Here is a 23,148-nt window from a genome sequence, read left to right as displayed (position 1 = left end):
CAGGCCGTCACGCCTCACACCATCGTGGCGTCCCCCTGCTCCGCGTGCGGGGCGGGACCGGGCCAGACCGCCGAGGCGTCGTCGCGGCGGGGATCGCACAGGCGGACCGGGCGGGTGGGGACGGGGCGGGTGCGGCCGTCGATGGTGGCCGTCCAGGGGGCGGGGTGGCCGGAGTAGCTCAGAGCGGTGAGGACGAAGACGCCTTCGGCGTAGACCTCCACGTACTCGCCGATGGTGAGGATGCGCACGGTGGTGGCGGGTTCGGCCAGGACGGTCTCGCCGAGCAGGGTTCCGTCCGGGCCGGTGACCCAGAGGTCCTTGCCGTCGCAGCCGACGGTCAGGGCGGGGCGGCCCCCGGGGGTGTCGGTGCGCAGGGTGATCTCGGTGCGGCCGGTGACCTCCGTGTCGCCGACGGCGTGCAGCACGGGGCGGTCGGTCTCGGGGCCGAGCCAGGTGTCCACGCCCGGCCACCACTCCAGGCGGGGTGCCTCGTCCGGAGGCGTGAGAAGGAGCTTGGGCTGGGCGAGCATGCCGCGGCAGCGGTCGCCGGAGTCGGTGAGGCCGACACGGCGGGGCGTGGTGTGCAGGACGACCCGGGAGCCGTCGGGAGCGGCGATGACGCGGGGGGCGTAGGAGCCCGTGGGGCCGAGAGGGCCGCGGCGGGTCCAGGGGCCCCGCAGGCGGGGGGCGGTCCACGCCTCGAAGCCCCGGGTGGCGCCGATCGAGCCGATCAGCAGCCAGCTGCCGTCGTCGAGCCGTTCCAGGACCGGGCACTCCAACTCGTCCACGTCCCCCGGTGAGATGAGCGGCGGGTGCACGGTCCAGTGCTCCAGGTCGTCGGAGGTGGCCCAGGCGACACAGCCGCTGACCTCGGCGGGCAGGGCGGTGTCCTGGGCGCAGACGACCATGACCCAGCCGTCCGACTCGTCGTCGCGGACGACGAACGGGTCGCGCCAGCCCATGCGTTCACCGGTGCGGTACCAGCGCGGGTCCGCCGCCACGACCGGCGTCGTGCCGTGCCGGCGCCAGCCGGTTCCGTCGGTACGGTCGGAGTACGCCAGCCCGACCGACTGCAGCGGCCAGCCTCCCGGGGTGAGACCCGAGACGCCGGTGTAGAACATCGCCATTCCCTCGCCGTGCCGGACGGGGTGCATGGTCCACACGGCCTGCTGGTCGAAGCGGCCGGGCAGACCGTTGCCGAAAGCGGTGCCCTGCGGCTGCCAGTGGACCAGGTCGGCGGAGGTGGCCCGGCCGTAGGAGGTCTCCATCCGCAGGTGGTCGAACTCGGTCGTCCACGGGCCCTGCAAGTGCAGCACCGCATAGGTGCCGTCGTCGTCGCGCAGCAGGGCGAAGTCGTTCACGCAGAGGCCGGGCGGGGCGTATCGCATGCGCACTTCCTGGGGCTGAGGCAGCGCTCAAACGTGTGCGCTGATCACGGGCCTAATGGATCTCGATTGGGAATCGGCCCAAGTAAATCTGAACGCAAACGCTTGCGCAACAACGAGGCCGGGTTTACGGTCTCGTCACTCACAGATCACACCTACGTGAAACGGAGGAAGTGCGCCTTGACGGTCAGCATCACCGACGTCGCCCGCGCCGCCGGGGTCTCGGCATCCACCGTGTCCCGCGCGCTGCGCGACCGGCCGGGCGTCTCGGAGGAGGTGCGGGCGCAGATCGCTGCCGTCGCCGCCGAACTCGGCTACACCGCCTCGCGTTCGGCCTCCAGCCTGGCCAGCGGGCGCACCTACACCATCGGGGTCATCGCCCCGTACATCGGCCGCTGGTTCTTCGGTACGGTGCTCGACGCCGCCGAGAAGGTGTTCAGCGCGGCCGGTTACGACGTCCTGCTCTACAACCTGGGCTCGCCCGAGGCACGGAAGCGTTTCTTCACCAAGCTGCCGGTGCGCAAGCGGGTGGACGCGGTGCTCTCGCTCCTCATCCCCGACGAGGAGGAGGCCGCCGCGCTGCGCTCCCTGGGGGTGCCGCTGGCCACCACCGTGGGCGGTCCCCGGGGCGGCTTCACGGTGGTCGGCATCGACGACCACGCCGGTGCCACCAGCGCCGTACGACATCTGGTGAATCTCGGCCACCGCCGCATCGGCATGATCTCCGGGGCCAGCGAGCCGCTGCACTGGACCACTCCGATCGAGCGCCGGCAGGCGTACCTGGACGTGCTGGCCGACGCGGGCATCGCGCACGACCCGGCGCTGGAGGCGGACGGCGGCTACACCGTCGAGGGCGGCGAGCGCGCGATGACGGAGCTCCTGGCGGTCTCCCGGCCGCCGACCGCCGTGTTCGCGCAGTCCGACGAGATGGCGATGGGCGCGCTGCGTGCCCTGCGCCGGCACCGGCTCAGAGTGCCCGACGACGTGTCGGTGGTCGGCTTCGACGACCACGAACTCGCCGAGGTGATCGGGCTGACCACCGTCGCCCAGCCGGTCGCCGGTCAAGGCGCCGAGGCCGCGCGGCTCTTGCTGGGCCGGCTGGACGAGCCGGACGCGGAGCCGCCCGCTCAGGTGCACATGCCCATCCGGCTGACCCTGCGCGAGACCACCGCCCCGCCCAACCCCCGCAGGACCCAGTGACCTCTCGGCAGCCCTTCCCCGGGATGCCCCGCTCCCCCTGGACTCCGATCCTCATCCCCGCACTCATCGCACCCACGCACGGAGGCACCACACCATGATCACCCGCAGGAGAAGGTACCGTCACGCAGCCCGCAGGGGTCTGGCTCTCGCCCTCCCCCTGGCTGCCCTGGCCGCCTGCGGCGGGGGCGGCGGCACCGGCGCGTCCGCGGAGGAGGGCAGCGGCAAGGGCACCATCAGCGTCTGGGCGCACCAGGGCCAGGCCGGCGAGGACGCCGCGCTGCAGAACGCGGTGAAGTCCTTCAACTCCACGCAGAAGAACATCAAGGTCGAGCTGAAGCTGATACCCGAGAAGGACTACACCAAGACGATCACCGCCACCAACGCCTCCGAGCTGCCGGACGTCATGGAGTTCGACGGGCCGACCATGGCGAACTTCGTCTACAACAAGAAGCTCGCCCCGATCGACGACTACGTCTCCGCCAAGACCCTGTCCAACGCCACCGACGCGATCAAGGCGCAGGGCGAGATCGACGGCAAGCACTACGGCCTCGGCATGTTCGACTCCGGGCTCGGGATCTACGGCAACAAGAAGCTGCTGGACGCCGCCGGGGTGAAGCACCCCGAGGGGCTCGCCGACGACTGGACGTCCGCGCGGTTCACCGCCGCGCTCAAGGCGCTCAAGGCCAAGGACGCCGACGGCAAGGTGCTCGACATCCAGGAGGGCAACGGACTGGCCACCGAGTGGGGCACCTACGGCTTCGCTCCTGCCGTCTGGTCGGCCGGGGGCTCCCTGCTGAAGGACGGCAAGGCCGAGGGCGCCCTCGACGGCCCGGCCGCCGTCAAGGCGCTGAAGACCTTCCAGTCCTGGAAGCCGTACGTGGACGCCAACACCGACGGCAACGCCTTCGCCAAGGGCCGTGCGGCGCTCAGCTGGGTCGGCCACTGGATGTACCCCACCTACAGCAAGGCCCTCGGCAAGGACCTCGTCGTCCTGCCGCTGCCCGACTTCGGAAACGGCCCCAAGACCGGGCAGGGCTCGTGGTCCTGGGGCGTCGGCGCGGACACCAAGAACGCCAAGGCCGCCGGCGCCTTCCTCGACTACCTGATGAGCGACGCCAACGTCACCGCCATCACGACGGCCAACGGCGCCCCGCCCGCCACCAAGAGCGCGCTCGCCAAGAGTCCCCTCTACAAGGAGGGCGGCCCGCTGCGGCTCTTCGCCGAACAGCTCGCCAAGCCCTGCGGCGACAGCGACATCACCAAGGCCTGTGTCGCCGTGACCCGGCCGGTGACCGCCGGATACCCCACGGTCACCGCCAAGTTCAGCGAAGCCCTCAACTCCGTCTACGGCGGCGCCGACCCGAAGGACGCCCTGGCCAAGGCCGCCCGCGCCATCGACCGGGACTTCTCCGACAACGCCGGCTACCAGATCCCGTAGGACGCATCGGCCGGGGCGGGTACGCGCAGCCGCCGCCCGCCCCGGCCGGGAAGAGGACCCCTCGTGAAATCCGTCGGACCCGTACCGGCCGCATCCGCCGGCCGCCGCCAACCGGCAGCTCCGCCCACGACACCCGCCCCGTCCGCGAAGCCGCAGCGGCCGGCTCGCCGCCGCGGCGACCATGACCTGTTGCACGGCCTGCTGATGTCCGCGCCCGCACTGGCCGGTCTCATCGCGTTCGTCGGCATCCCGTTCGGCTACGCCGTCGTCCTGTCCTTCTACAACGTGCGCCTCGGCTCCCCGCTGGAGCCCACGTTCTTCGGGCTGGAGCACTACCGGCGGCTGTTCACCGATCCGGACCTGTCGGGCCCGTTCCTGCGGGCCCTGCTGAACAACCTGACCTTCGCCGTGGTCGTCGTACCGCTGCAGACCGGACTCGCGCTGGCGCTCGCGATTCTGCTGAACCGCAAGCTGAAGGCGATCGGCCTGTTCCGGTCGCTGTTCTTCCTGCCGGTCGTCTTCCCCATGGCGCTGGTCGCCGTGATCTGGCGGCTGATCCTCGCCCGCAGCGACCAGGGCATGCTCAACTCCGCCCTGCACGCGCTGAGTTTCGGCAACTGGGGCGCGTTCGACTGGCTCGGCGACGCCACCACCGCGATGGCCTCCGTCATCGTGCTGTCCGTCTGGCAGGGGGTCGGCTTCCAGATGGTCATCCTGCTCGCCGGCCTGCAGCAGATCCCCGACGAGCTCTACGAAGCCGCCCAGCTCGACCGCGCCTCGCGCTGGCAGCAGTTCCGCAACGTCACCCTGCCCGGCATCCGCGGCACCCTGGTCTTCGTCGCCCTGCTCACCTCGGTGCTCGCCTTCCGCGTCTTCGACCAGGTCTACATCCTCGTCCGCGGCGGCGGACTCGACGAGGACGCCACCCGCACCGTGATGTACCAGGCCGTCACCACCGCCTTCGACCAGAACAACATCGGCCAGGCGTCCGCGATCACCGTCGTCTTCTTCCTGATCGTCGTCGCCCTGACCCTGATCCAGCGCCGTGTCGTGCGGCCGGACGACTCCGACTGACGAGGACTGACCCATGGCCATGACCCGTGCGCCGCTGCGCCGCTTCCTGGACTACACCGTCCTCAGCGTGCTCGCCTTCCTCTTCGTGCTGCCCGTCCTCTATCTGTTCCTGGGCAGCCTGAAGCCGTCCGACGAGGTACTGAACGGCCTGTCCGGCTTCCTCCCGACCCATCTGTCCTTCGACAACTACACCGCCGTCCTCGACAGCCTGAACTCCGACAGCACCGGTTGGTTCTGGGGCTTCATGGGAGTCTCGCTGCTGGTGGCGTTCGTCGTGGTGACGGGCGGCCTTTTCGTCAACTCCATGGCGGCGTACGGCCTGTCACGGCTGAAGTGGCGCGGCCAGGGGGCGGTCTTCACGCTCGTGCTGCTGCTGATGCTGGTGCCGTTCGAGTCGGTGGCCGTGCCGCTGTTCTATCTCTTCAACGACCAGCGCAACACGATCTACATCCAGGCGCTGCCCTTCGTCGCCAACGCCTTCTCCGTGTACCAGTTCCACACCTTCTTCCGGAAGATCCCGCCCAGCATCGAGGAGGCGGCCCGTCTCGACGGCGCCGGGCCGTGGCGCACCTTCTTCGCCATCATCGTGCCGATGTCGAAGCCCGCGTTCGCCTCGGTCGCGATCCTCACCTTCCTCACCCAGTGGGGAGCCTTCCTGTGGCCGGTCCTGATGGTCTCCGACCCGTCGGTCCGCCCCCTCCCCCTGGAGATGAGCGTCTTCCAGGGCCAACAGCCCCCGGACTGGGGCCAGATCCTCGCCTTCGGGGTCCTTCTGGTCCTGCCCGTGCTGGTGGTGTTCGCCTTCTTCCAGCGCTGGTTCGTCCAGGGGGTCGCCAGCTCCGCCGTCAAGGGCTGAGCATGCGCGGGCGTGGACTGTGACGTGCGCCATACTGCGCCGTCAGGAATTTCAAAGAAATGCCATAGGCGACACAAGTGATTTCCTCATAAGGCCATGTCCAAGCCCCGCACGACAGAGGCGTCCACCGACTTCCGGTGTCCGTCACCTGGAGGCTCCTCAAGCCGCTCGCGAGAGTTTTCCTGATCGCTGAGCAGCAGCCGCAGCATGCCCGCACACATGTCCGAGATGGTCGGTTGAATGAGTCCTGGAAAGCAACAGGAGATTCCGCCGCCGGCTCACGTGTAATTCCCCTCGGCCGCCTCGGCAGGGGGAGGAAAGGAGTTCACATGGATATGCTGCGCATGCGAGTACCGGTGCCCCGACCGCCCCGTCGGCCCGTCCCTCCCCCGCCGCCGCCGGGGCAGCGGCCGCGTCCGGGCCAGCGTCCCAGGCCTGGGCAGTAGCCGCCTGAAGTAAACCTCTCCGCACCCGCGCGGGCCGAACGCACCCCTCCCGTCGCCGGCCCGCGCGGGTAACAGCCGAGAGAGGCGACCGGACGCAGATGAAAGGCCGGCCGTGCACCGCAGCCCTCTGAAGATCCTGATGAGTCTGGCCGGACTCGGAATTAGGCGACATGCGAAGGTCTCGCCGGTCACCGCATTCCGGAGGTTATGGCCACTCACCCGCCCTGAGAGAATTCATCTCTACGTGGCTGTGATATGCCAGACGATTTCCGTCGGTTGCGACACCGCCGCGATCCAGGTTTTCTCGTATCTCACCGACAGCGTTCTCACAGCGGCCGACGTGTCGAAGTTCTGGAAACCCGCCGGGCTGTGGCTCGCGGTGGCCGTCCTGGGCGCCGCCGCCACCTTCGTCGCACAGCAGTCGACGGCCCGGGCCGGTGAGGCCTTCCGGCTCCACTGCCGCGACGAGGTGTTCCAGCACGCCCAGAGGCTGCCCCCGGACTACTACGACAACCGATCGCCGGGCGATCTGCCGGCCCGGTTCACCGACGACATCGACGAGGCGGAGCACGTGGTCGCCTCGGGCGTGGTGCATCTGCTCAACACCACCGCCAGCGTGCTCTTCTTCGGGCTCGCCACGCTCTGGTTGCGCTGGGACCTGGCCCTGCTCACCTTCACCGCGGCACCCATCCTCTGGCTGGCCACGCGCCGCCTCTCCCGCCCGATCAGAGCGCTGTCCCGCACCGAACGCGACTGCCACGGCGAACTGGTGAACACGCTCGACGAGAACCTCGCCAACATGCCGGTGGTGCAGGCCTACAACCAGCAGGAGTCCGAGCGGCTCCGCGTCCACGGCCGTGGCGTCGAGCGGATGCGGAGCAGCCTTGCCACGGCGCGGCTCTCCAACGCGTACGGGCCGCTGGCCAACGTCATCGAGTCCGTCTCGGTCCTGGCGGTGGTCGGCGCGGGCGCTTGGGAGATCTCCGCGGGCCGGCTGACGGTGGGCGGACTGCTCGCGTTCGCCGCCTACCTCGGCTACCTCTATCCCCAGGTGCAGTCCCTGGGCAGCCTCGCGGTGTCCCTCTCCTCCGCCACAGCGGCCTGCGAGCGCATCTTCGAGGTGCTCGACGCCCGGCCCGCCGTGAGCAGGAAGGCCGTCTCCACGGAAGGCGAGGGTATGCCCGCTCCGGGCGGCGACGGCACATACGCCCGCCGCCCCGGAGTCGTGACCTTCGACAACGTCGGTTTCACCTACCCCCGCCGGGGACCGACGGATCGTCACCGGTCTCACCTTCACGGCCCTTCCGGGGCAGTTGGTGCTCCTCTCCGGCCCCAGCGGCGCGGGGAAGTCCACGATCGCGAAACTTCTGCTGCGTTTCTACGACCCCACCGAGGGACGGATTCTCCTGGACGGCCGGGACATCGCCGGGATGCCGCCCCGCACACTGCGGGAGCAGATCACCCTGCTGCCCCAGGAGCCCATGCTGCTGGACGGGACGATCCGGGAGAACATCGCCTACGGGCGCCGCGGCGTCGGCGAGCAGGACATCCTGCGCGCCGCCGAGCTGGCCGACGTGGACGGCTTCGCCCGCCGGATGCCCCGCGGCTACGACTCACCCGTCGGCCCGGGCGGCAGGCAGCTGTCCGGCGGTCAGCGCCAGCGGGTCGCCATCGCGCGCGCACTCGTCCGCGATTCCCCCGTACTCGCGATGGACGAGCCCACGACGGGCCTGGACGCCGAGTCGGCGCGGCGGGTGATGGAACCGCTGCGGCGCCTGATGGCCTCCCGCACCACGTTCCTCATCACTGACGACCCCCAGCTGGCCGCCCAGGCCGACACGGTCCTGTTCGTGGACACGGCGCACTCCCCGGGTCACCCGGCCTTCGCCTCGCCGAGTCCGAAGATCCGCTCCGCGTGACCGTGCAGGTAGAGGCCGGCGGCGGTGTCGTCCAGGCCCAGCTGGTCCAGGCCGGCGAGGGCCTGGTCGGCCGTGATCATGGGGTAGTTGGTGCCGAACAGCACCTTGTGGCGGTCGCCGCGCATATAGGCGACCAGCTCGGGCGGGATGCGCTTGCAGGTGTAGGCCGAGGTGTCGATGTAGACGTTCTCGTGCTTGCGGGCCACGGCGATCATCTCCTGCGTCCACGGGTAGCCGATGTGCCCGCCCACGATGGTCAGTTCGGGGAAGTCCAGCGCCACGTTGTCCAGGTACGGGATCGGGCGGCCGGTCTCGGACGTCCGCAGCGGGCCGGTGTGTCCGACCTGGGTGCAGAACGGGATGCCGAGTTCGACGCACTCGGCGTACAGCGGGTAGTAGCGGCGGTCGTCCGGCGGCCAGCCCCACAGCCACGGCACGACCCGCAGCGCCTTGAAACCCAACTCGCGCACGCAGCGGCGAAGTTCACGCACCGCTTCCATCGGCTTGCGCAGGTCGACGGAGGCCACGCCGACCAGGCGGTCGGGGGCCTGGGCGGCGAAGGCGGCCACCTCGTCGTTGGAGATGAGGGCGCCCTCGGGGCCGTACCAGGCGCTGATGAGGGAGATGTCCACGCCGCCGACGTCCATCGCGGTGAGGGTCAGGCCGACCGGGAGTTCCTCGGTGAGGAGGTCGGCGCCGGTCCAGCGGCGCAGGGAGGCGAACATCTCGTGCCGGCTGAAGCGCGGTGTGGGGTGTTGGGCCCACACGTCGATGACGGTCATCGCGGGTCTCCTTCCGTTCACAGGTCCATGGAGCGGCTGATGATTTCCTTCATGATCTCCGACGTACCGCCGTATATCCGCTGGATACGTGCGTCCGCGTACTGTCGGCAGATGGGGTGTTCACGCAGGTAGCCGTACCCGCCGAAGATCTGCAGACAGTCGTCGACGACCTCCCCCTGCAGTTCCGTGGCCACCAGCTTGGCCTCGGCGGCCTGGTCGGCGGTCAGCCGTCCGGCGTTGTGCGCGAGGACGCACGCGTCGACGAACGCCTGCGCGGAGGACACCCGGGCGCGCATCGTGGCGAGCCGGAACCGGGTGTCCTGGAACCTCGCCGCCGGCCGGCCGAAGGCCGTGCGCTCCTTGACGTGGGCGACGGTCTCGCGCAACGCCGCCTGGCACTGGGCGACGGCGCCCATGGCGACGACGAGGCGTTCCAGCGCGAACTGCCGCATCATCAGCACGAAGCCCTGGTCGGGCTCGCCGAGGACGTCGTCCGCGGGAATCCGCACGTCGTCGAAGAACAGTTCGGCGGTGTCCCAGGTGCGCAGGCCGAGCTTGTCGAGCTTGCGGCCCCGGCGGAAGCCGGGCGCGTCGGACGCGACGAGGAACAGGCCGATGGAGTGTCCATCGCCGGTGCGGGCGGCGACGATCACCAGGTCGGCGTTGATCCCGCTGGAGATGAAGGTCTTGGCGCCGTTGATCACCCACTCGTCACCGTCGCGCTCGGCACGGGTACGGATGCCGGCCACGTCGGACCCGGTACCGGGCTCGGTGATCGCGATGGCGACGAGCCCCTCCCCGGTGACCGCGCGCGTCAGGTGGCGGCTCTTCTGCTCCTCGGTGCCGAACGCGGCCAGGTAGGGGGCGACGATCCCGGAGTGCAGCGGCACCGCGAAGCCCGACTCGGCGGCGAACGCCAGCTCCTCGATCATGATCTGCTCGTAGCGCAGGTCGGTCAGGCCCAGACCGCCGTAGGCGGGGTCGGCCCAGGGGCAGAGCAGGTTCCGCTTGCCCGCGAGGCGCCACACGTCCTTGCCGACGATCTCGTCCTGCTCCCACGTCGCCTGACGCGGCAGGACCTCGCGCTCGACGAAGTCGCGCCACACGGTCCGGTACGCCACGTGGTCCTCGTCGAAGTAGCCGTCTCTGATCATGGCGCGACGGTAGGCGGGAGACACCGCGCGAGGTCATGACCGCAGCGCTCACAACCATTGACCTCGGTGGTCCTCTACGCTCGGCGGTCATGGTCGCACCACCCCCGCACCGGGGCACGCCGTCGTCGCCGGTCCCGGCGGGCATGTCCGCCCGCTCCGTCGCCATCCACCATGTCCGGGCCGCTTTGTACGGGGCGCAGCGGCGGGGTGTGGACACCTCTGCCCTGGTGGCCCGAGCCGGGATCCCGCCGCGGCTTCTGGAGGTTCCGCTGGCCCGGGTGTCGCCGCAGCAGTTCGCCGTGCTGACCAAGGCCCTGTGGTACGCGCTGGACGACGAGCTGCAGGGCTTCGGGCCGCAGCCGCTGAAGGTGGGGACCTTCGCGATGATGTGCCACGCCGTCGTCCACTGCACCCCCGATCTGCGGTCCGCGCTGGAACGCTGCGCGGCGTTCTACCGGCTCTTTCCCGGCGGGCCGCTGCTCACGCTGGAGGAGCCCCGGGAGGCGGGCGAGGCCCGGGTCGTCTTCGATCTGGCGGCCTTCGACGATCCCGACCACTATCTGGCCGAATCGGTGACCGTGGTGGCGCACCGCTTCGCGGGCTGGCTGGTCCGCCGCCGTATCGAGCTGGCCCGGGTCGAATTCGCCTATCCGGCACCCTCCCATGTCCTGGAGTACGACCTGCTCTACGGCGCCCACTGCCGTTTCGACGCGCCGCGGACCGCTCTGGTCTTCCACCGTGACGCGCTGGACCAGCCGGTGCTGCAGGACGAGGCGGGGCTGCGCGCGTTCCTGCGCCGCGCTCCGGCGGACGTACTGGCCCGGCTGGACTACGGCAGCACCGCGACCGCCCGGGTGCGACGGCTGCTCGGACAGTCGCTGCCGGACCGGATGCCGGATCAGACGGAGGTCGCCGCGCGGCTGGCGGTCAGCCCGCAGACCCTGCGCCGGCAGCTGGGTGCCGAGGGCACCTCGTTCCAGCGGATCCGCGACCAGTTGCGGCGGGACGTGGCCGTCACCGCGCTGGCGGCGGGATCGATGTCCATCGAGGAGCTGTCGCAGCGGCTCGGTTTCTCCGAACCGAGCGCCTTCCACCGGGCGTTCAGGCGCTGGACGGGTTCGACCCCTCGCGCGTATCAGCCCGGAGAGTGACCCGGGCAGCCTCTACCGGGCCATGCCCAGCATGAGCCGCAGGGTGTCGGTGAGTACCGCGGTGGGGACGGCCGGGTCGGCGACTCGCTGAACGCCCAGTCCGATGCCCAGGCTGAGCAGGGCCATCGCGGCCTTGTCGGCGGGCATCGCCAGCCGGGCGCCCAGTTCCCGGGCCAGGGCTTCGAGGAGTTGGGCCAGCGCGTCGCGGACGGCTCCGACGCGTGCCGTGATCTCGTGCCGGAGTGTGTCGTCGTGACGGGCCCGCGTGAGGAACTCGACCTCCAGCGTGGTCCAGGCCTCGTCGCCGATATGGGTCTCGGCCCAGGTGGCGAAGGCCGCGAGGCGATCGTCGAACCGCTCGGCGCGCATGACGGCCTCGGTGAGCAGCGCGAGCTGTTCGGCGCGGATGGCGTCGAGGACGGCGAGGCAGAGACGGTCCTTGTTGCGGAAGTTCGAGTAGACCGCGCCCTTGGAGAACCCGGCCGTCTCCGCCACGTCACTGAGTGAGGTGGCGGCGTAGCCGTTGTTCAGGAACAGCTGCCGTGCGGTGGCGACGAGCCGCTCGCGAGTGCGTTCCTGACTCTCGACGCGGCTGAGGCGGGCCATGTCCCGTTCCCTTTCCCCTCCCTGCGCGGCTTCCCCACGAAGCTCATGATCCTTCGGATTCTATCTCCGGCACGGGCTGTCCAAGCCCATTCGGATACCACTAGTATCCGGATCTCGTCGGTATCCCGAACGGGCGGAGAGCTCAGTGACCATGACCGGCACGACAACGGCTCCTACCCGCGGCCTGGTTCTGGGCTGCGGCGGGACTCTCGGCACCGCCTGGACGATCGGCGCACTGCACTCCCTCCAGCAGGCGCTGCACTGGGATGTCCGCGAGGCCCGGATCCTGGTGGGCACCTCGGCGGGTGCGGAGGTGGCGGCCCTGCTCGGCAGCGGCGTCGGTGTGGAGGAACTGCTGGCCGCGCAGCTCGGCCAGGAGACCGCCCGCCCGCGGCTCGCGGATCATTTCGCGACGCCACCCCGAGCCGTCCCGCCGCGCCCCGCGGCCCTCCTCGGGTCACCGCGCCTGGCGGCCCGGGCGCTGGGCGGCGCCCTGCCCGCACTCACCGGACTGTCGGGCCTGTTACCCCAAGGACGTGGCAGCGCCGACCGGTTGGCGGCCCTCGCCGACTTCCTGGCACCGGACGGACAGTGGGTTCGCCATCCGGCGACCTGGCTGATGGCCACGGACTTCGACACAGGGCGGCGCAGGGCCTTCGGGCACCCCGCTGCTCCGCCGACGGCACTGCGTGACGCCCTGCGCGCGTCCTGGGCGATCCCCGGCTGGTTCCCCCCGGTGCGCATCGACGGCCGGCGCTACGCGGACGGCGGCATCACATCGCCGACCTCGGCAGACGTCCTGGTGTCCCGCGGACTGGACGAGGTGTATGTCATAGCGCCCATGAGCTCGGTCTCTCCGGGACCGCGCCGCGGACTCGGCCGCGCCGAAGCGATGCTGCGGCGCGTCATGACGCGCAGGCTGACCATTGAGTGTGCCGCGCTGGAGGCGGCGGGCACCCGTGTGCTCCGCATCGAGCCCACAGCCGCCGACCTGGACGTGATGGGCGGCAACTTCATGGACCCCCGACGCCGCCTGACGGTGCTGGAAACGTCGTTGCGCACCACGCGGGCCGTCGTCCGCGACCTCCCGCACACGCCCGCCCCACGACAGCTTCCCGGCAGCCACCTCCACCCCCGGACAGGAGCCTGACATGCACCGATCCGACGGGCCCACGGTCGGCGTCACACGCGAGACCCACGACGTGGAAGCACTGATCATCGGCAGCGGTCTCTCCGGCATCGGAGCGGCGATCAAGCTGCGCCAGGCCGGAGTGCACGACATCGTCCTCATCGAGAAGGCGGCGGAGCTGGGCGGCACCTGGCGGGACAACACCTACCCGGGCTGCGCCTGCGACGTCCCCTCCGCCCTGTACTCCTACTCTTTCGCGCCCAACCCCGAGTGGACGCGCGCCTTCGCCGGCCAGCCCGAGATCCGCGCCTACCTCGACAGGACTGCCGCCGCCCACGGAATCACCCCGCTCATCCGTTTCGGCACCGAAGCCGTACGCGCGCAGTGGCACCCCCAGGAGGCCCGCTGGCACGTCGAGACGAGCCGCGACCGCTACACGGCCCGCTTCCTCATCGCGGCCGCGGGTCCCTGGCACGAGCCGCTGGTCCCCGACATCCCGGGACTGGCCGATTTCCCCGGCGAGGTGTTCCACTCCTCGCGCTGGCGCCATGACCACGAGCTGACCGGCGCACGGGTTGCCGTCATCGGCAGCGGGGCGTCCGCCGTGCAGTTCGTCCCCGCCGTCCAGCCGCGTGTGGCCCGGCTGCATCTGTTCCAGCGCACCGCCCAGTGGGTGCTTCCCAAGCCCGACCATTACGTCCCGCGCGCCGAACGCCGGCTGATGCGACGCTTCCCGGCAGCGCAACGGGCCCTGCGCAGCGGGGAGTACGCGGCCATGGAAGCCCTGGGCGTGGGCTTCCGCCACCCGGCCGTCCTGCGCGCCGTGCAGAAGCTGGGCACCGTCCACCTCAGGGCCACGGTCAAGGACCCGCGGCTCCGCCGAGCGCTCACGCCCGACTACACCCTGGGCTGCAAACGGCTGCTGATGTCGAACACGTACTACCCGGCTCTGACCCGCCCCAACGTCGACGTCCACGCCACCGCGGTCGAGTCCGTTCAGGGCAGCCGTGTCATCGGTGCGGACGGCAGCGGCGCGGACGTCGACACCATCATCCTGGGCACGGGTTTCCACATCCTCGACATGCCCATCGCTCAGCGCGTGTTCGACGCCGGCGGCGCGAGCCTGGCTGAACACTGGAAGGGCAGTCCCGACGCCTACCTCGGCACCACGGTCAGCGGTTTCCCCAACGCGTTCGTCCTCCTCGGACCACACCTCGGTACGGGGCACTCCTCCGCCTTCATGGTCCTCGAGGCACAACTGGACTATGTGGCAGGCGCGGTGCGCCATGCCCGCTTGGCGGGCTGGACCAGCATGGACGTACGGCCCGAAGTGCAGGCCGCGTTCAACGCCGAGGTCCAGCAGGCGCTGGCGACCACCGTCTACAACGCGGGCGGCTGTTCGAGCTACTACCTCGACACCAACGGCGTCAACAGCTTCAGCTGGCCCTGGTCGACCGGTCGTATGCGACGGCGTCTTGCCCGGTTCGACGCCGAGGCCTACGCCTTCACCCCACCCGCCGGAGTACGCGTCGGCGAGGTGGGCGCGGCGGTGTCCCTCCCGCCGGGGTGAGCGGGAGGGACGGCCATGCGGTCGGCTCGGGTCACTTCCCCCAGATCCCTTGGTACGCCTCCCGGGCGAAGGGGGTGGAAGCGTCGGTGAAGACCACCACACCGGCCCGGCCGCTGGACTGGCTGATGACCCAGCCGGACAGCACGATACCGGCGGGCTTGACGGCGACCGCCTGGCTGAGCGCGGCCGGGGTTCCCTGGCCGTCGATGACCCGTACCTTCCAGCCGATGGCCTTGGCCGCCTCCTTGACTCCGTCGGCGGCGCCGACGACTCCCGGGTTGGTCATGCTCTTGGCGACGTAGACGATGGTCTTGCCGGGGACCGCCTTGGGGCCGGTGGTCGGGCCGTCCCACGGGGCGTCGGCGTCCTCGGCCGCTTTGACCGCGGCCTGGGCCTTGGCCAGGGCGGCGGCGCAGCCGGCCTTCGTGTCGGCGGCGGTGCCGGCCTGCGAACCGCGACTGCAGCCTGCGGCGAAGGCGGCGACGCGCTGGGTACCGTTCGACGAACTGCTCACGTCGGCTCCGCGGCAAAGGGCACCCGCGCCGCCATGGTGGACCTCGCCGCCCGCAATGTCGAGGCGGTCCTGGAGGGACTGAGCGCCCCCACCCCGGTCCCTAGCACCCACGCACGGCCCCGCACACCGCCTTCCTCCTACGGCGGGTACCGGTCCGGGCCCTCGTGAGGACCCGAGACCGCCAGGGCGACCTGCCCGGGGCGCTGTTCGGCACACCGCGGCACGACGCCCCGGGCGCCTTCGCACAGCGGCAATGCCCCCAGCGGGTGCTCACCCGGGCGACGCCGACAAGTGGGACAGGATGCCGCACACCTCGTCCACGATCTCCTGCGCCTCGGCCTCGTCCAGGCAGTCGCCGAGTTCCCGTGCCGCCCCTCCGATGACGGTGGTCAGCACGATCACCCGTACCCGGCCCGCGCGGCGCCGCTCGTCCACTTCCAGAAGCCGGGCGTTGCGCCGCACCCACGCACGGTCCCACTGCCGCCGCAGCGCGTCGAAGCCCACCGGGCCGTCGTCCTCCACGAGCAGCCTGCCGATGCGGCGGTTCTCCCAGGCACCCTCCAGATAGGCCCGCGCCCCCTCCACGAAGAGGGCGACGGGGTCATCCATCCCCCGGCTGCGGGCCTCGGCGACCACCCCTGCGGTCCGGCGTTCCTGTTCCTCCCGGAACTCCTCCCACAGCTCCAGGTACAGCCCTCGCTTGCCGCCGTAGTGCTGGAAGAGGTTCCCCACGGGGAGTCCCGAGCGCGCCGCGATCTCGGTGAGGCTGGCCTCGGTGTAGCCGCGCGCGCTGAACACCTCCAGGGCCGCGTCCAGCAGCGTTCGCCGGGCGGCCGGGCAGTCGGGAGCGGCGGGGGCCCCCTGCACGGCCGGCCGCCGCTGTGCGGGGTGGGGCCAGGCCGGCTCAACGGTCTCGGTCACCGTCTGTTCTCGCCTTCTTGGGACCCGTCGCGGATGGCGAGGGCGACCAGTAGTTCCAGCAGGTCCGCGATCCGGCGCGGGTTGCGTCCGGTGCGTTCCTCGATCCGGCGCAAGCGGTAGTGCGCCGTGTTGTGATGCACGCGCAAGCGGTCGGCGGCCAGTCGCAGGTTCAGGTCCGCGTCGGCGAACGCCCGCACCGTGGCCGCCAGCGGGGCCCCACGCCTGCAGTCCTCGTCCAGCAGCGCGCTCACCCGGGGGTCGACCAGCTGACGGGCGATGTCGTCGGCGCGCAGCGCCAGATAGGCGAACGGGGACAGCCGGGGCAGCGCCGCCACCCCGCCCTCGCCCGGAACCAGGTCGAGCGCCGCCCGCGCCTCCTGGTAGGCACGCGGCAGTTCCGACGGGCCCCGGGCGACCGTGCTGATGCCCATGGAGAGTGCGGTCCCCTCCTGGGCGAGCCGGCGTTGCATGGCGTCGAAGTGCGCGCACACGTCTTCCTCGTCCATGCCGGCGCGCACCACGGGCACGGCCACCACCTCACCGTGGCGCACGACCACCAGGGTTCTACTGGCCCAGTATCCCGCGGAGGTGATCGCGGCGCTGGTGGCGTAGCCGTCCTCGGCCAGGGCCGTGTCTCCGGTGCGGGTGTCGCGGACACAGACCGCGACGACGACCATCATCGGTGAGTGGGGGCCGATGCCGTACGCCTGCGCCGCGGCGAGCAGCGGACCACGTGTCGGTGCCACCCCCGCCAGGAACTGCTCCAGAAGGTCCCTGCGCTCCCGGTCGGCGTCGGCCACGATGTGCTGCTGGTACTCCACATAGGCCTGCGCGGCATGCGTGCTGGCGAAGTCCACGTACCGCATCAACGGGGTGACCAGGGACAACGCGGCCTGCTGCGCCGCCGGTGAGATGCCCGCGCACTCCATCAGCGCATCCCAGAAGACCTGCCGGCCGACCCGGAAGGCACTCATCCAGTCCTCCAGGGCGAACCCCGCGCGTGCTCGGCGCATGGCCGCCGCGCGGCTGAAGACCAGGTCCTCCGAGGCGATGTCCCGCTCACCCGCCAGCACCGTCAGTTTGATCCTGTAGTGCGAGAGCACCTGGTCCCGTACGTCGTGGAAGAACCGCTCGTCCTGTACCCCGTACGACGGGATCTCCTCACGCATCACCGCCACGGCGGTGTCCGCCACCTCCTCGACCCGGTCCTGCACAGCACGCAGGATCCGCCGTCGCTCTTGTCTCAGCGGTTCGGGCAGAGCAGGGGTGCCCACGACCAGTGCACCAGGCATGGCGCAGATCGTTCATCGCGATGTCGTGCCGCGTCAACAGGTCTGGCGGAGGAGATTCCGGCGGGACTGTGCGCGGCGCACAGGTCACCGGTCGTGAAGTTGGGTTCCCACACCCAATGTGCGCTCGAATCGCGCCACCCTACGGTGACGCTCTCCCATCCCCCATGGGACCGAGGAAAGGGCGTCACTCATGCTCACGGTCGACGGTATTACCGTGCGCTTCGGCGGGATAACGGCTTTGGACGGCGTCGGTTTCGCCGTCGGGGCGGGCACCGCCGTCGGGCTCATCGGGCCCAATGGAGCCGGAAAGACCACACTGTTCAACTGCCTCACCCGGCGCTGCGCACCCGATGCCGGAACGGTGCGGTACGAGGACGAGGATCTGCTCGGTCTCGCGCCGCACGCCGTGGCCCGCCACGGCATCGCCCGCACCTTCCAGAACCTGGGGCTGTTCCCACGCCTCACGGTCCGCGAGAACGTCATGGTCGGCGCCCACAGCGGGGGCCGCGCGGGACACCTCGCCGCGGCTCTGCGCCTTCCCCGCGTCCGGCGGGAGGAGGCGCGGCTGCGCGAGCAGGCGGACGAGCTGCTGCGGCGGCTGGACCTGGCGGACGTCGCCGACCAACCCGCCTCCGGGCTGCCGTTCGGCACGCTCAAGCGGGTGGAGCTGGCCCGAGCGCTGGCGGTACGGCCCCGGCTGCTGCTGCTCGACGAACCCGTCAACGGTCTCAGCCACGGCGAGGTCGACGAGTTCGCGGACCTGGTACGCGCGATCCGGCAGGACTTCGACCTCACTCTCGTAGTGGTCGAGCACCACATGGGTTTCGTCATGGGTCTGTGCGACCGGGTGGTGTGCCTCGACTTCGGACGCAAGATCGCCGAGGGCCCGCCGGAGCAGGTACAGCGCGACCCGGCCGTCATCGAGGCGTACCTGGGGGTGGCGGCGTGAGCGAACACACCACCGACCGCCCCGAGGAGCGCGCCACCGCGGCCCCGGAACCGGTCGAGCCGGACTTCCTGAAGGTGTCGGACCTGCACGCCGGATACGGCCAGGCCCGCGTGCTGCAGGGCCTCGACTTCTCCGTCGCGCGGGGAGAGGTGTGCGCCGTCCTGGGACCGAACGGCGCGGGCAAGACGACGACCCTGCGGGCCCTGTGCGGCATGGTCCGCGGCCGCGGCTCGGTGACGCTGAACGGTACGCAGTTGCTGGGCCGCTCCCCCGAGCAGGCCGCCCGGCTCGGTGTGGCGCACGTACCCGAGGGCCGGGGCACGTTCAACGACCTGACCGTCGAGGAGAACCTCCGCGTCGGCGCCCACCTGCGCACCGGGGCCCTGCGCCGCGGCAGAGGCGAGCGTGCGGCCGTGGCCGCCGACCTGGAGCGGATCTACGGCTACTTCCCCAAGCTGCGCCAGCGCGCCGGCCAGGCGGCGGGCAGTCTCAGCGGCGGCGAGCAGCAGATGCTCGCCATCGGCAGGGCGCTGATGCTGCGTCCCGCTCTGCTGCTCCTGGACGAGCCGTCCCTGGGACTCGCCCCCCTGGTCACCCGCGAGCTGTTCGAGATCGTCCGTGCCGTCAACGAGGAGGAACGCACCACTGTGATCGTCGTCGAACAGAACGCCCAGCTCGCGCTGGACGTCGCGCACCGGGCCCACGTGCTGGAGGCCGGCCGCCTGGTGCTGTCCGGACCGGCCGGGCAGATCCGCGAGGACGGCCAGGTCGCCGAGGTGTACCTCGGGGTCTCCGTCCGCTCCCGGCAGGGTGGGTGAGCGTCGTGATCGAACTTCTCCAGCAGGTGGTCGAGGGCGTCGGTGCGGGCGCGGTGTACGCCAGCCTGGCACTCGCCCTGGTGCTGATTCACCGGTTCACCGGAATCGTCAATTTCGCGCAGGGTGAGCTCGCGATGCTCTCCACCTACGTGGCATGGCAGTTGATGGCGTCGGGCATGCCGTTCTGGCTGGCGCTGCCGGTCACCCTGGCGGTGTCCTTCGTCGGCGGCATGCTGGTGGAGCGGGTGGTCATCCGGCCCGTGGAGGGCGCCCCCGAACTGACCCTCGTCATCGTCACGGTGGGCCTGTTCATCTTCGTCAACGCGGTGGCCGGCCTGATCTGGTCGTTCACCGTCAAGGACTTCCCGCAGCCGTTCCCCGACGGCGGTATCGACCTGGCGGGGGTGAGCGTCGGCTGGTCCACGCTCGGGATCATCGGTGTGGTGGCCGCCGTGATGGGGCTGCTGTACCTGCTGTTCCAGCACACCTCGGTCGGCCTGGTGATGCGGGCGGTCGCCGCCAATCCCACCTCCGCCCGTCTCTCGGGCATCCGCGTGGGCAGGGTCCTGATGTTCGGCTGGGGCCTGGCCGCGACGGTCGGCGCGTTGTCGGGCGTACTCGTCGCCCCGCTGCTGTTCCTGGAACCCAACATGATGGGCGGCGTCCTCATCTACGCGTTCGCCGCGGCGACTCTCGGCGGCTTCGACAGCCCGGTCGGCGCGGTCGTCGGCGGTCTGCTGGTGGGCGTCGCCGAGACGCTGTCGGGGGCGTACGTGGACGCCGTCGGCGCCGACCTCAAGATCGGCGTTCCGCTGGTGATCATCCTGGTGGTGCTGCTGGTGCGGCCCCAGGGCCTGTTCGGACGGGCGGCGGTGGAGCGCGCATGAGCACGAGCACCGGGATTCTCCGCGCCGACGACGTCCGCGCCAGGCGGCTGCGGGTGGCCCTCACCGCACTGGCCGCGACAGCCGCAGCCGTCGCCGCACCGTTCTACTTCGCCCCTTTCCAGGTCTTCCAGCTGACCATGGTGCTGCTGTACGCGGTGGCGCTCGCCGGCCTGAACCTGCTGGTCGGACACGGCGGGCAGATCTCCCTGGGGCACGGCGCGTTCTTCGCCGCCGGGGCCTACACGGCGGCGGTCATGCTCGACCGGTTCGACACCGGTCACCTGGCCACGCTACCGGTGGCCGCCGCCGGTTGCTTCCTGCTCGGCCTGGGCTTCGGCGTGCCCGCATTGCGGCTGCGCGGGCTGTATCTCGCCCTGGTCACCCTCTCCTTCGCGGTGTTCCTGCCGCTGCTGCTCAAGCGGCTCGAACCGGTGACGGGCGGCTCCATGGGCCTGACCGTGGACAAACCGCAGCCGCCTGCCTGGAGCGGACTGGCCGAGGACCAGTGGCTGTACTTCCTCGTCCTCGCCGTCACCGCCGTGGCACTGCTGGTCGCCCGCAATCTGCTGCGGTCCCGGGTCGGTCGTGCGCTGCTCGCCGTCCGGGACCACGAGAGTGCGGCGGAGGTGATGGGGGTGCGGCTGTCGCTGCACAAGACCCTCGCCTTCGCCTGGAGCGGGATGTTCGCGGGTGTCGCCGGCTGCCTGTACACGTGGGTGATCGGCTTCGTCTCCCCCGATTCCTTCAGCTTCGTCCTGTCCATCACACTGCTGGCCGGTCTGGTGGTGGGAGGACTGGCGTCGCTGTACGGACCACTGCTGGGAGCGGCGTTCGTGATGTACGTGCCGAACGTGGCGCAGGACCTCAGCGAGGCCGCCCCCGGTGTGGTCTTCGGACTGCTGATCATCGCGGTGATGTACGTGGCCCCGGCGGGACTCGCCGGTCTGGTGGGCCGCGTCCGCGGCGCAGCCGCCCGTCGTCTCGCCCGCACCACCACTCCGGACCGGACACAGACCCTCGAGCCCGAACCCTCCGCGACTCTCGCGGATCCCGCACCGCTCGGTGCCGAAACCGTGGGCGCATCGCCCCGCACGGAAAAGGAATGAATCGCATGCGCAACAAGACCGCTCTGCGGGCGGCCGCGGTCGCGACCGCGGCCCTGCTCACCGCCACGGCCTGTGCCACCCAGCGAGGGCAGGAGGACAAGGGCACCACCGCCGGCGGCGCCTGCAAGGGCCAGCAGACCACCGGCATCACCGACAAGACCATCAAGCTGGGCGGGATCTACCCGCTGTCGGGACCTGCCTCCGCGTACGGCACCATCAGCGAGGGCGTGGACGCCTACTTCAAGTACGTCAACGACAAGGGCGGTATCGACGGCCGCAAGGTCGAGTTCATCGTCCGCGACGACGGCTACCAGCCGCCCAAGGCCGTGGAGGAGGCCAGAAGACTGGTCGAGCGGGAGAAGGTCTTCGCCGTCTTCCAGACCCTGGGCACGCCTTCCACGGCGGCCGTGTGGGACTACCTCAACAAGCAGAAGGTGCCACAGCCCTTCGTCGCCACGGGCGCCTCCGTCTGGGGTACGGACGACGAGCACCCCTGGACGACCGGCTGGCAGCCCAACTACGTGGCCGAGGCCCGGGTGTACGCCAAGTACCTCAAGGACAGCAGGCCGAAGGCGAAGGTCGCGGTCCTCTACCAGAACGACGACTTCGGCAAGGACCTGCTCGGCGGGTTCGCGAAGGCCGTCGCCGGCAGCGGCATCAAGGTGGTCGCCAAGGAGAGCTACGAGGTCACCGACCCGTCCGTCTCCGCGCAGATGGCCAACCTCGCCCGCTCCAAGGCCGACGTGCTGCTGAACGTCACCACGCCGAAGTTCGGCAGCCAGGCCCTCGCCGCCGACGCGAGGAACACCAAGTGGAACCCGCTGCACATCGTGAACAACGTGTCCTCGTCCGCCGCCGTGCTCAAGCCGGTCGGGTTCAAGAACGTCCAGGGCGTGGTCTCGGCCACCTACTTCAAGGACCCCGCCGATCCGCAGTGGGCCGACGACCCGGAGATGAAGGCCTACCGCAAGGCGATGCGGAAGTACGCGCCGGACGCCGACCCCGCCAACCAGTTCAACGCCTACGGCTGGGCCGTCGCCTCCAGCCTGCACCGGGCCCTCGCCGCGATGAAGTGCCCGACCAGGGAGGGCCTGCGGGACGCGGTGCGCAACCTCAAGGAGGTCAAGGCGGGCATGCTGCTGCCCGGCGTCACCCTGGCCACCGGGCCCGATGACGCCTTCCCGATCGAGACGATGCGGCTGATGCGGTTCAAGGGCGAGCGATGGTCGCTCTTCGGCGAACCGGTGGACACGCGCAAGGAGTTCGGCCCGATCACCCACTGAGGCGTCGGGGCCCGCTCCGCACGGCGGTGGGAGCGGGCCGGCCGATCCTCGTCCGAGCCCGACGCCAACGGGTGAACCGGTGACGCGGACGAGTTACTGGAAGGCCGGCCCGTGGGAACCCTGGCGGCATGAGCAAGACCGCACTGATCGTCATCGACATGATCAACACGTACGATCACAAGGACGCCGAGCTGCTGATTCCCTCGGTGAAGTCCGTGGTACCGGCGCTGACCGGCCTGATCGAGCGCGCTCGGCGGAGTGACGTACCCGTCATCTACGTCAACGACAACTTCGGCGAGTGGCGCTCGCACCACGGCGAGGTCCTCGACCATGCCCTGTCGGGGCCGCACGCGAAGCTCGTCGAGCCGCTGAAGCCGGATGAGTCGTCTCTCTTCGTCCTCAAGGCCCGACATTCGATCTTCTACGAGACACCGCTGGCGTACCTGCTCCATCAGCAGGGGATCGACCGGCTCGTGCTGTGCGGCCAGGTGACGGAGCAGTGTGTGCTCTATTCGTCCCTCGACGCACACATAAGGCACTTCGAGGTCGTCGTTCCCCGTGACGCCGTGGCGCACATTCACGCGGACCTCGCGGACGCGGCACTGCGGATGATGGAGTGCAACATGGGCGTGCGTCTGTGCGAAAGCCGGGAACTGTGGGCATGAGCG

General features: G+C 70.5%; 20 protein-coding genes and 2 pseudogenes. 15 read left to right on the top strand and 7 right to left on the bottom strand.

The genetic code is table 11. The features are described from left to right. Positions 1–14: 14 nt before the first annotated feature. Positions 15–1,388 (bottom strand): glycoside hydrolase family protein, encoded by a 1,374-nt coding sequence (locus tag ACZ7L0_RS19575; RefSeq protein ID WP_471243731.1) that lies wholly within the window; start codon positions 1,386–1,388, stop codon positions 15–17. 177 nt (positions 1,389–1,565) lie between these two features. On the opposite strand from ACZ7L0_RS19575, the gene ACZ7L0_RS19570 reads away from it, so the two are divergent. The 6 genes and pseudogenes from ACZ7L0_RS19570 to ACZ7L0_RS19545 all read left to right on the top strand — a co-directional run bounded on the left by ACZ7L0_RS19570 (position 1,566) and on the right by ACZ7L0_RS19545 (position 8,318). After that, positions 1,566–2,585: a LacI family DNA-binding transcriptional regulator gene (locus ACZ7L0_RS19570; RefSeq protein WP_471243730.1), complete on the top strand. Its 1,020-nt coding sequence runs from the start codon at positions 1,566–1,568 to the stop codon at positions 2,583–2,585. A 94-nt stretch (positions 2,586–2,679) separates the two neighbouring features. Next, the gene (locus tag ACZ7L0_RS19565; RefSeq protein ID WP_471243729.1) at positions 2,680–4,023 is read left to right on the top strand and encodes an ABC transporter substrate-binding protein; all 1,344 of its coding nucleotides are present in this window, start codon (positions 2,680–2,682) and stop codon (positions 4,021–4,023) included. A gap of 189 nt (positions 4,024–4,212) precedes the next feature. After that, on the top strand, positions 4,213–5,097 hold the full coding sequence (locus ACZ7L0_RS19560; RefSeq protein ID WP_471243728.1) for a carbohydrate ABC transporter permease: 885 nt from the start codon (positions 4,213–4,215) through the stop codon (positions 5,095–5,097). A gap of 13 nt (positions 5,098–5,110) precedes the next feature. Then, positions 5,111–5,953 carry a carbohydrate ABC transporter permease gene (locus tag ACZ7L0_RS19555; protein ID WP_471243727.1) on the top strand — a complete coding sequence of 281 codons (843 nt, stop codon included), beginning with the start codon at positions 5,111–5,113 and terminating at the stop codon, positions 5,951–5,953. A 585-nt stretch (positions 5,954–6,538) separates the two neighbouring features. After that, positions 6,539–7,381 (top strand): annotated as a pseudogene (locus tag ACZ7L0_RS19550) (ABC transporter transmembrane domain-containing protein); the annotation flags it as partial. A 334-nt stretch (positions 7,382–7,715) separates the two neighbouring features. Beyond that, complete coding sequence (locus ACZ7L0_RS19545; RefSeq protein WP_471243726.1) at positions 7,716–8,318, top strand: ATP-binding cassette domain-containing protein; 603 nt, start codon at positions 7,716–7,718, stop codon at positions 8,316–8,318. Here the strand turns inward: ACZ7L0_RS19545 and ACZ7L0_RS19540 are convergent. Both ACZ7L0_RS19540 and ACZ7L0_RS19535 read right to left on the bottom strand, forming a co-directional pair. Further along, positions 8,273–9,100, bottom strand: coding sequence for an amidohydrolase family protein (locus ACZ7L0_RS19540; RefSeq protein ID WP_471243725.1), 828 nt, complete (start codon positions 9,098–9,100; stop codon positions 8,273–8,275). The genes ACZ7L0_RS19545 and ACZ7L0_RS19540 overlap by 46 nt on opposite strands. A gap of 17 nt (positions 9,101–9,117) precedes the next feature. Then, entirely contained in the window at positions 9,118–10,251 is a 1,134-nt protein-coding gene (locus ACZ7L0_RS19535) for an acyl-CoA dehydrogenase family protein (RefSeq protein WP_471243996.1), read from the bottom strand. Positions 10,252–10,343: 92 nt separating this feature from the next. Between ACZ7L0_RS19535 and ACZ7L0_RS19530 the strand changes: the two genes are divergently transcribed. Beyond that, a complete protein-coding gene (locus ACZ7L0_RS19530; RefSeq protein ID WP_471243724.1) occupies positions 10,344–11,405 on the top strand; it encodes an AraC family transcriptional regulator in 1,062 nt (353 codons plus the stop codon). A 12-nt stretch (positions 11,406–11,417) separates the two neighbouring features. Here the strand turns inward: ACZ7L0_RS19530 and ACZ7L0_RS19525 are convergent, their stop codons facing one another. After that, complete coding sequence (locus ACZ7L0_RS19525) at positions 11,418–12,011, bottom strand: TetR/AcrR family transcriptional regulator (protein ID WP_471243723.1); 594 nt, start codon at positions 12,009–12,011, stop codon at positions 11,418–11,420. Between the two features lie 151 nt (positions 12,012–12,162). On the opposite strand from ACZ7L0_RS19525, the gene ACZ7L0_RS19520 reads away from it, so the two are divergent. Then, the gene (locus ACZ7L0_RS19520; RefSeq protein ID WP_471243722.1) at positions 12,163–13,161 is read left to right on the top strand and encodes a patatin-like phospholipase family protein; all 999 of its coding nucleotides are present in this window, start codon (positions 12,163–12,165) and stop codon (positions 13,159–13,161) included. 1 nt (position 13,162) lies between these two features. Further along, positions 13,163–14,710 (top strand): flavin-containing monooxygenase, encoded by a 1,548-nt coding sequence (locus ACZ7L0_RS19515; RefSeq protein ID WP_471243721.1) that lies wholly within the window; start codon positions 13,163–13,165, stop codon positions 14,708–14,710. Positions 14,711–14,771: 61 nt separating this feature from the next. Here the strand turns inward: ACZ7L0_RS19515 and ACZ7L0_RS19510 are convergent. The 3 genes and pseudogenes from ACZ7L0_RS19510 to ACZ7L0_RS19500 form a co-directional block, all read right to left on the bottom strand. Beyond that, a pseudogene (locus ACZ7L0_RS19510) lies at positions 14,772–15,224 on the bottom strand (substrate-binding domain-containing protein); the annotation flags it as partial. Positions 15,225–15,494: 270 nt separating this feature from the next. Continuing rightward, positions 15,495–16,145 carry a TetR/AcrR family transcriptional regulator gene (locus ACZ7L0_RS19505; protein ID WP_471243720.1) on the bottom strand — a complete coding sequence of 217 codons (651 nt, stop codon included), beginning with the start codon at positions 16,143–16,145 and terminating at the stop codon, positions 15,495–15,497. Then, positions 16,142–17,437 carry a PucR family transcriptional regulator gene (locus ACZ7L0_RS19500; protein WP_471243719.1) on the bottom strand — a complete coding sequence of 432 codons (1,296 nt, stop codon included), beginning with the start codon at positions 17,435–17,437 and terminating at the stop codon, positions 16,142–16,144. The genes ACZ7L0_RS19505 and ACZ7L0_RS19500 overlap by 4 nt, the downstream gene beginning before the upstream one ends. Before the next feature lie 190 nt (positions 17,438–17,627). Between ACZ7L0_RS19500 and ACZ7L0_RS19495 the strand changes: the two genes are divergently transcribed. From ACZ7L0_RS19495 to ACZ7L0_RS19470, 6 genes are all read left to right on the top strand, one after another. Then, on the top strand, positions 17,628–18,386 hold the full coding sequence (locus ACZ7L0_RS19495) for an ABC transporter ATP-binding protein (protein WP_471243718.1): 759 nt from the start codon (positions 17,628–17,630) through the stop codon (positions 18,384–18,386). Then, a complete protein-coding gene (locus ACZ7L0_RS19490) occupies positions 18,383–19,204 on the top strand; it encodes an ABC transporter ATP-binding protein (protein WP_471243717.1) in 822 nt (273 codons plus the stop codon). The genes ACZ7L0_RS19495 and ACZ7L0_RS19490 overlap by 4 nt, the downstream gene beginning before the upstream one ends. A gap of 5 nt (positions 19,205–19,209) precedes the next feature. Then, positions 19,210–20,091: a branched-chain amino acid ABC transporter permease gene (locus ACZ7L0_RS19485; protein WP_471243716.1), complete on the top strand. Its 882-nt coding sequence runs from the start codon at positions 19,210–19,212 to the stop codon at positions 20,089–20,091. Beyond that, positions 20,088–21,197 (top strand): branched-chain amino acid ABC transporter permease, encoded by a 1,110-nt coding sequence (locus ACZ7L0_RS19480; RefSeq protein WP_471243715.1) that lies wholly within the window; start codon positions 20,088–20,090, stop codon positions 21,195–21,197. Before ACZ7L0_RS19485 ends, ACZ7L0_RS19480 begins: the two co-directional genes overlap by 4 nt. A gap of 5 nt (positions 21,198–21,202) precedes the next feature. Next, a complete protein-coding gene (locus ACZ7L0_RS19475) occupies positions 21,203–22,480 on the top strand; it encodes an ABC transporter substrate-binding protein (protein ID WP_471243714.1) in 1,278 nt (425 codons plus the stop codon). 128 nt (positions 22,481–22,608) lie between these two features. After that, positions 22,609–23,145, top strand: coding sequence for a cysteine hydrolase family protein (locus tag ACZ7L0_RS19470; protein ID WP_471243713.1), 537 nt, complete (start codon positions 22,609–22,611; stop codon positions 23,143–23,145). Positions 23,146–23,148 lie beyond the last annotated feature (3 nt).

The sequence above is a fragment of the Streptomyces sp. NPDC039424 genome (assembly GCF_055639495.1).
The sequence above is the reverse complement of the archived record's forward strand: the minus strand, read 5'-3'. Positions and strand labels throughout refer to the sequence as shown.

Coding starts and splice junctions, on each gene's coding strand:
- ACZ7L0_RS19575 (WP_471243731.1), bottom strand. CDS start 1,388: ATGCGATACGCCCCGCCCGGCCTCTGCGTGAACGACTTCGCCCTGCTG.
- ACZ7L0_RS19565 (WP_471243729.1), top strand. CDS start 2,680: ATGATCACCCGCAGGAGAAGGTACCGTCACGCAGCCCGCAGGGGTCTG.
- ACZ7L0_RS19555 (WP_471243727.1), top strand. CDS start 5,111: ATGGCCATGACCCGTGCGCCGCTGCGCCGCTTCCTGGACTACACCGTC.
- ACZ7L0_RS19540 (WP_471243725.1), bottom strand. CDS start 9,100: ATGACCGTCATCGACGTGTGGGCCCAACACCCCACACCGCGCTTCAGC.
- ACZ7L0_RS19530 (WP_471243724.1), top strand. CDS start 10,344: ATGGTCGCACCACCCCCGCACCGGGGCACGCCGTCGTCGCCGGTCCCG.
- ACZ7L0_RS19525 (WP_471243723.1), bottom strand. CDS start 12,011: ATGGCCCGCCTCAGCCGCGTCGAGAGTCAGGAACGCACTCGCGAGCGG.
- ACZ7L0_RS19520 (WP_471243722.1), top strand. CDS start 12,163: ATGACCGGCACGACAACGGCTCCTACCCGCGGCCTGGTTCTGGGCTGC.
- ACZ7L0_RS19515 (WP_471243721.1), top strand. CDS start 13,163: ATGCACCGATCCGACGGGCCCACGGTCGGCGTCACACGCGAGACCCAC.
- ACZ7L0_RS19500 (WP_471243719.1), bottom strand. CDS start 17,437: ATGCCTGGTGCACTGGTCGTGGGCACCCCTGCTCTGCCCGAACCGCTG.
- ACZ7L0_RS19495 (WP_471243718.1), top strand. CDS start 17,628: ATGCTCACGGTCGACGGTATTACCGTGCGCTTCGGCGGGATAACGGCT.
- ACZ7L0_RS19480 (WP_471243715.1), top strand. CDS start 20,088: ATGAGCACGAGCACCGGGATTCTCCGCGCCGACGACGTCCGCGCCAGG.
- ACZ7L0_RS19475 (WP_471243714.1), top strand. CDS start 21,203: ATGCGCAACAAGACCGCTCTGCGGGCGGCCGCGGTCGCGACCGCGGCC.
- ACZ7L0_RS19470 (WP_471243713.1), top strand. CDS start 22,609: ATGAGCAAGACCGCACTGATCGTCATCGACATGATCAACACGTACGAT.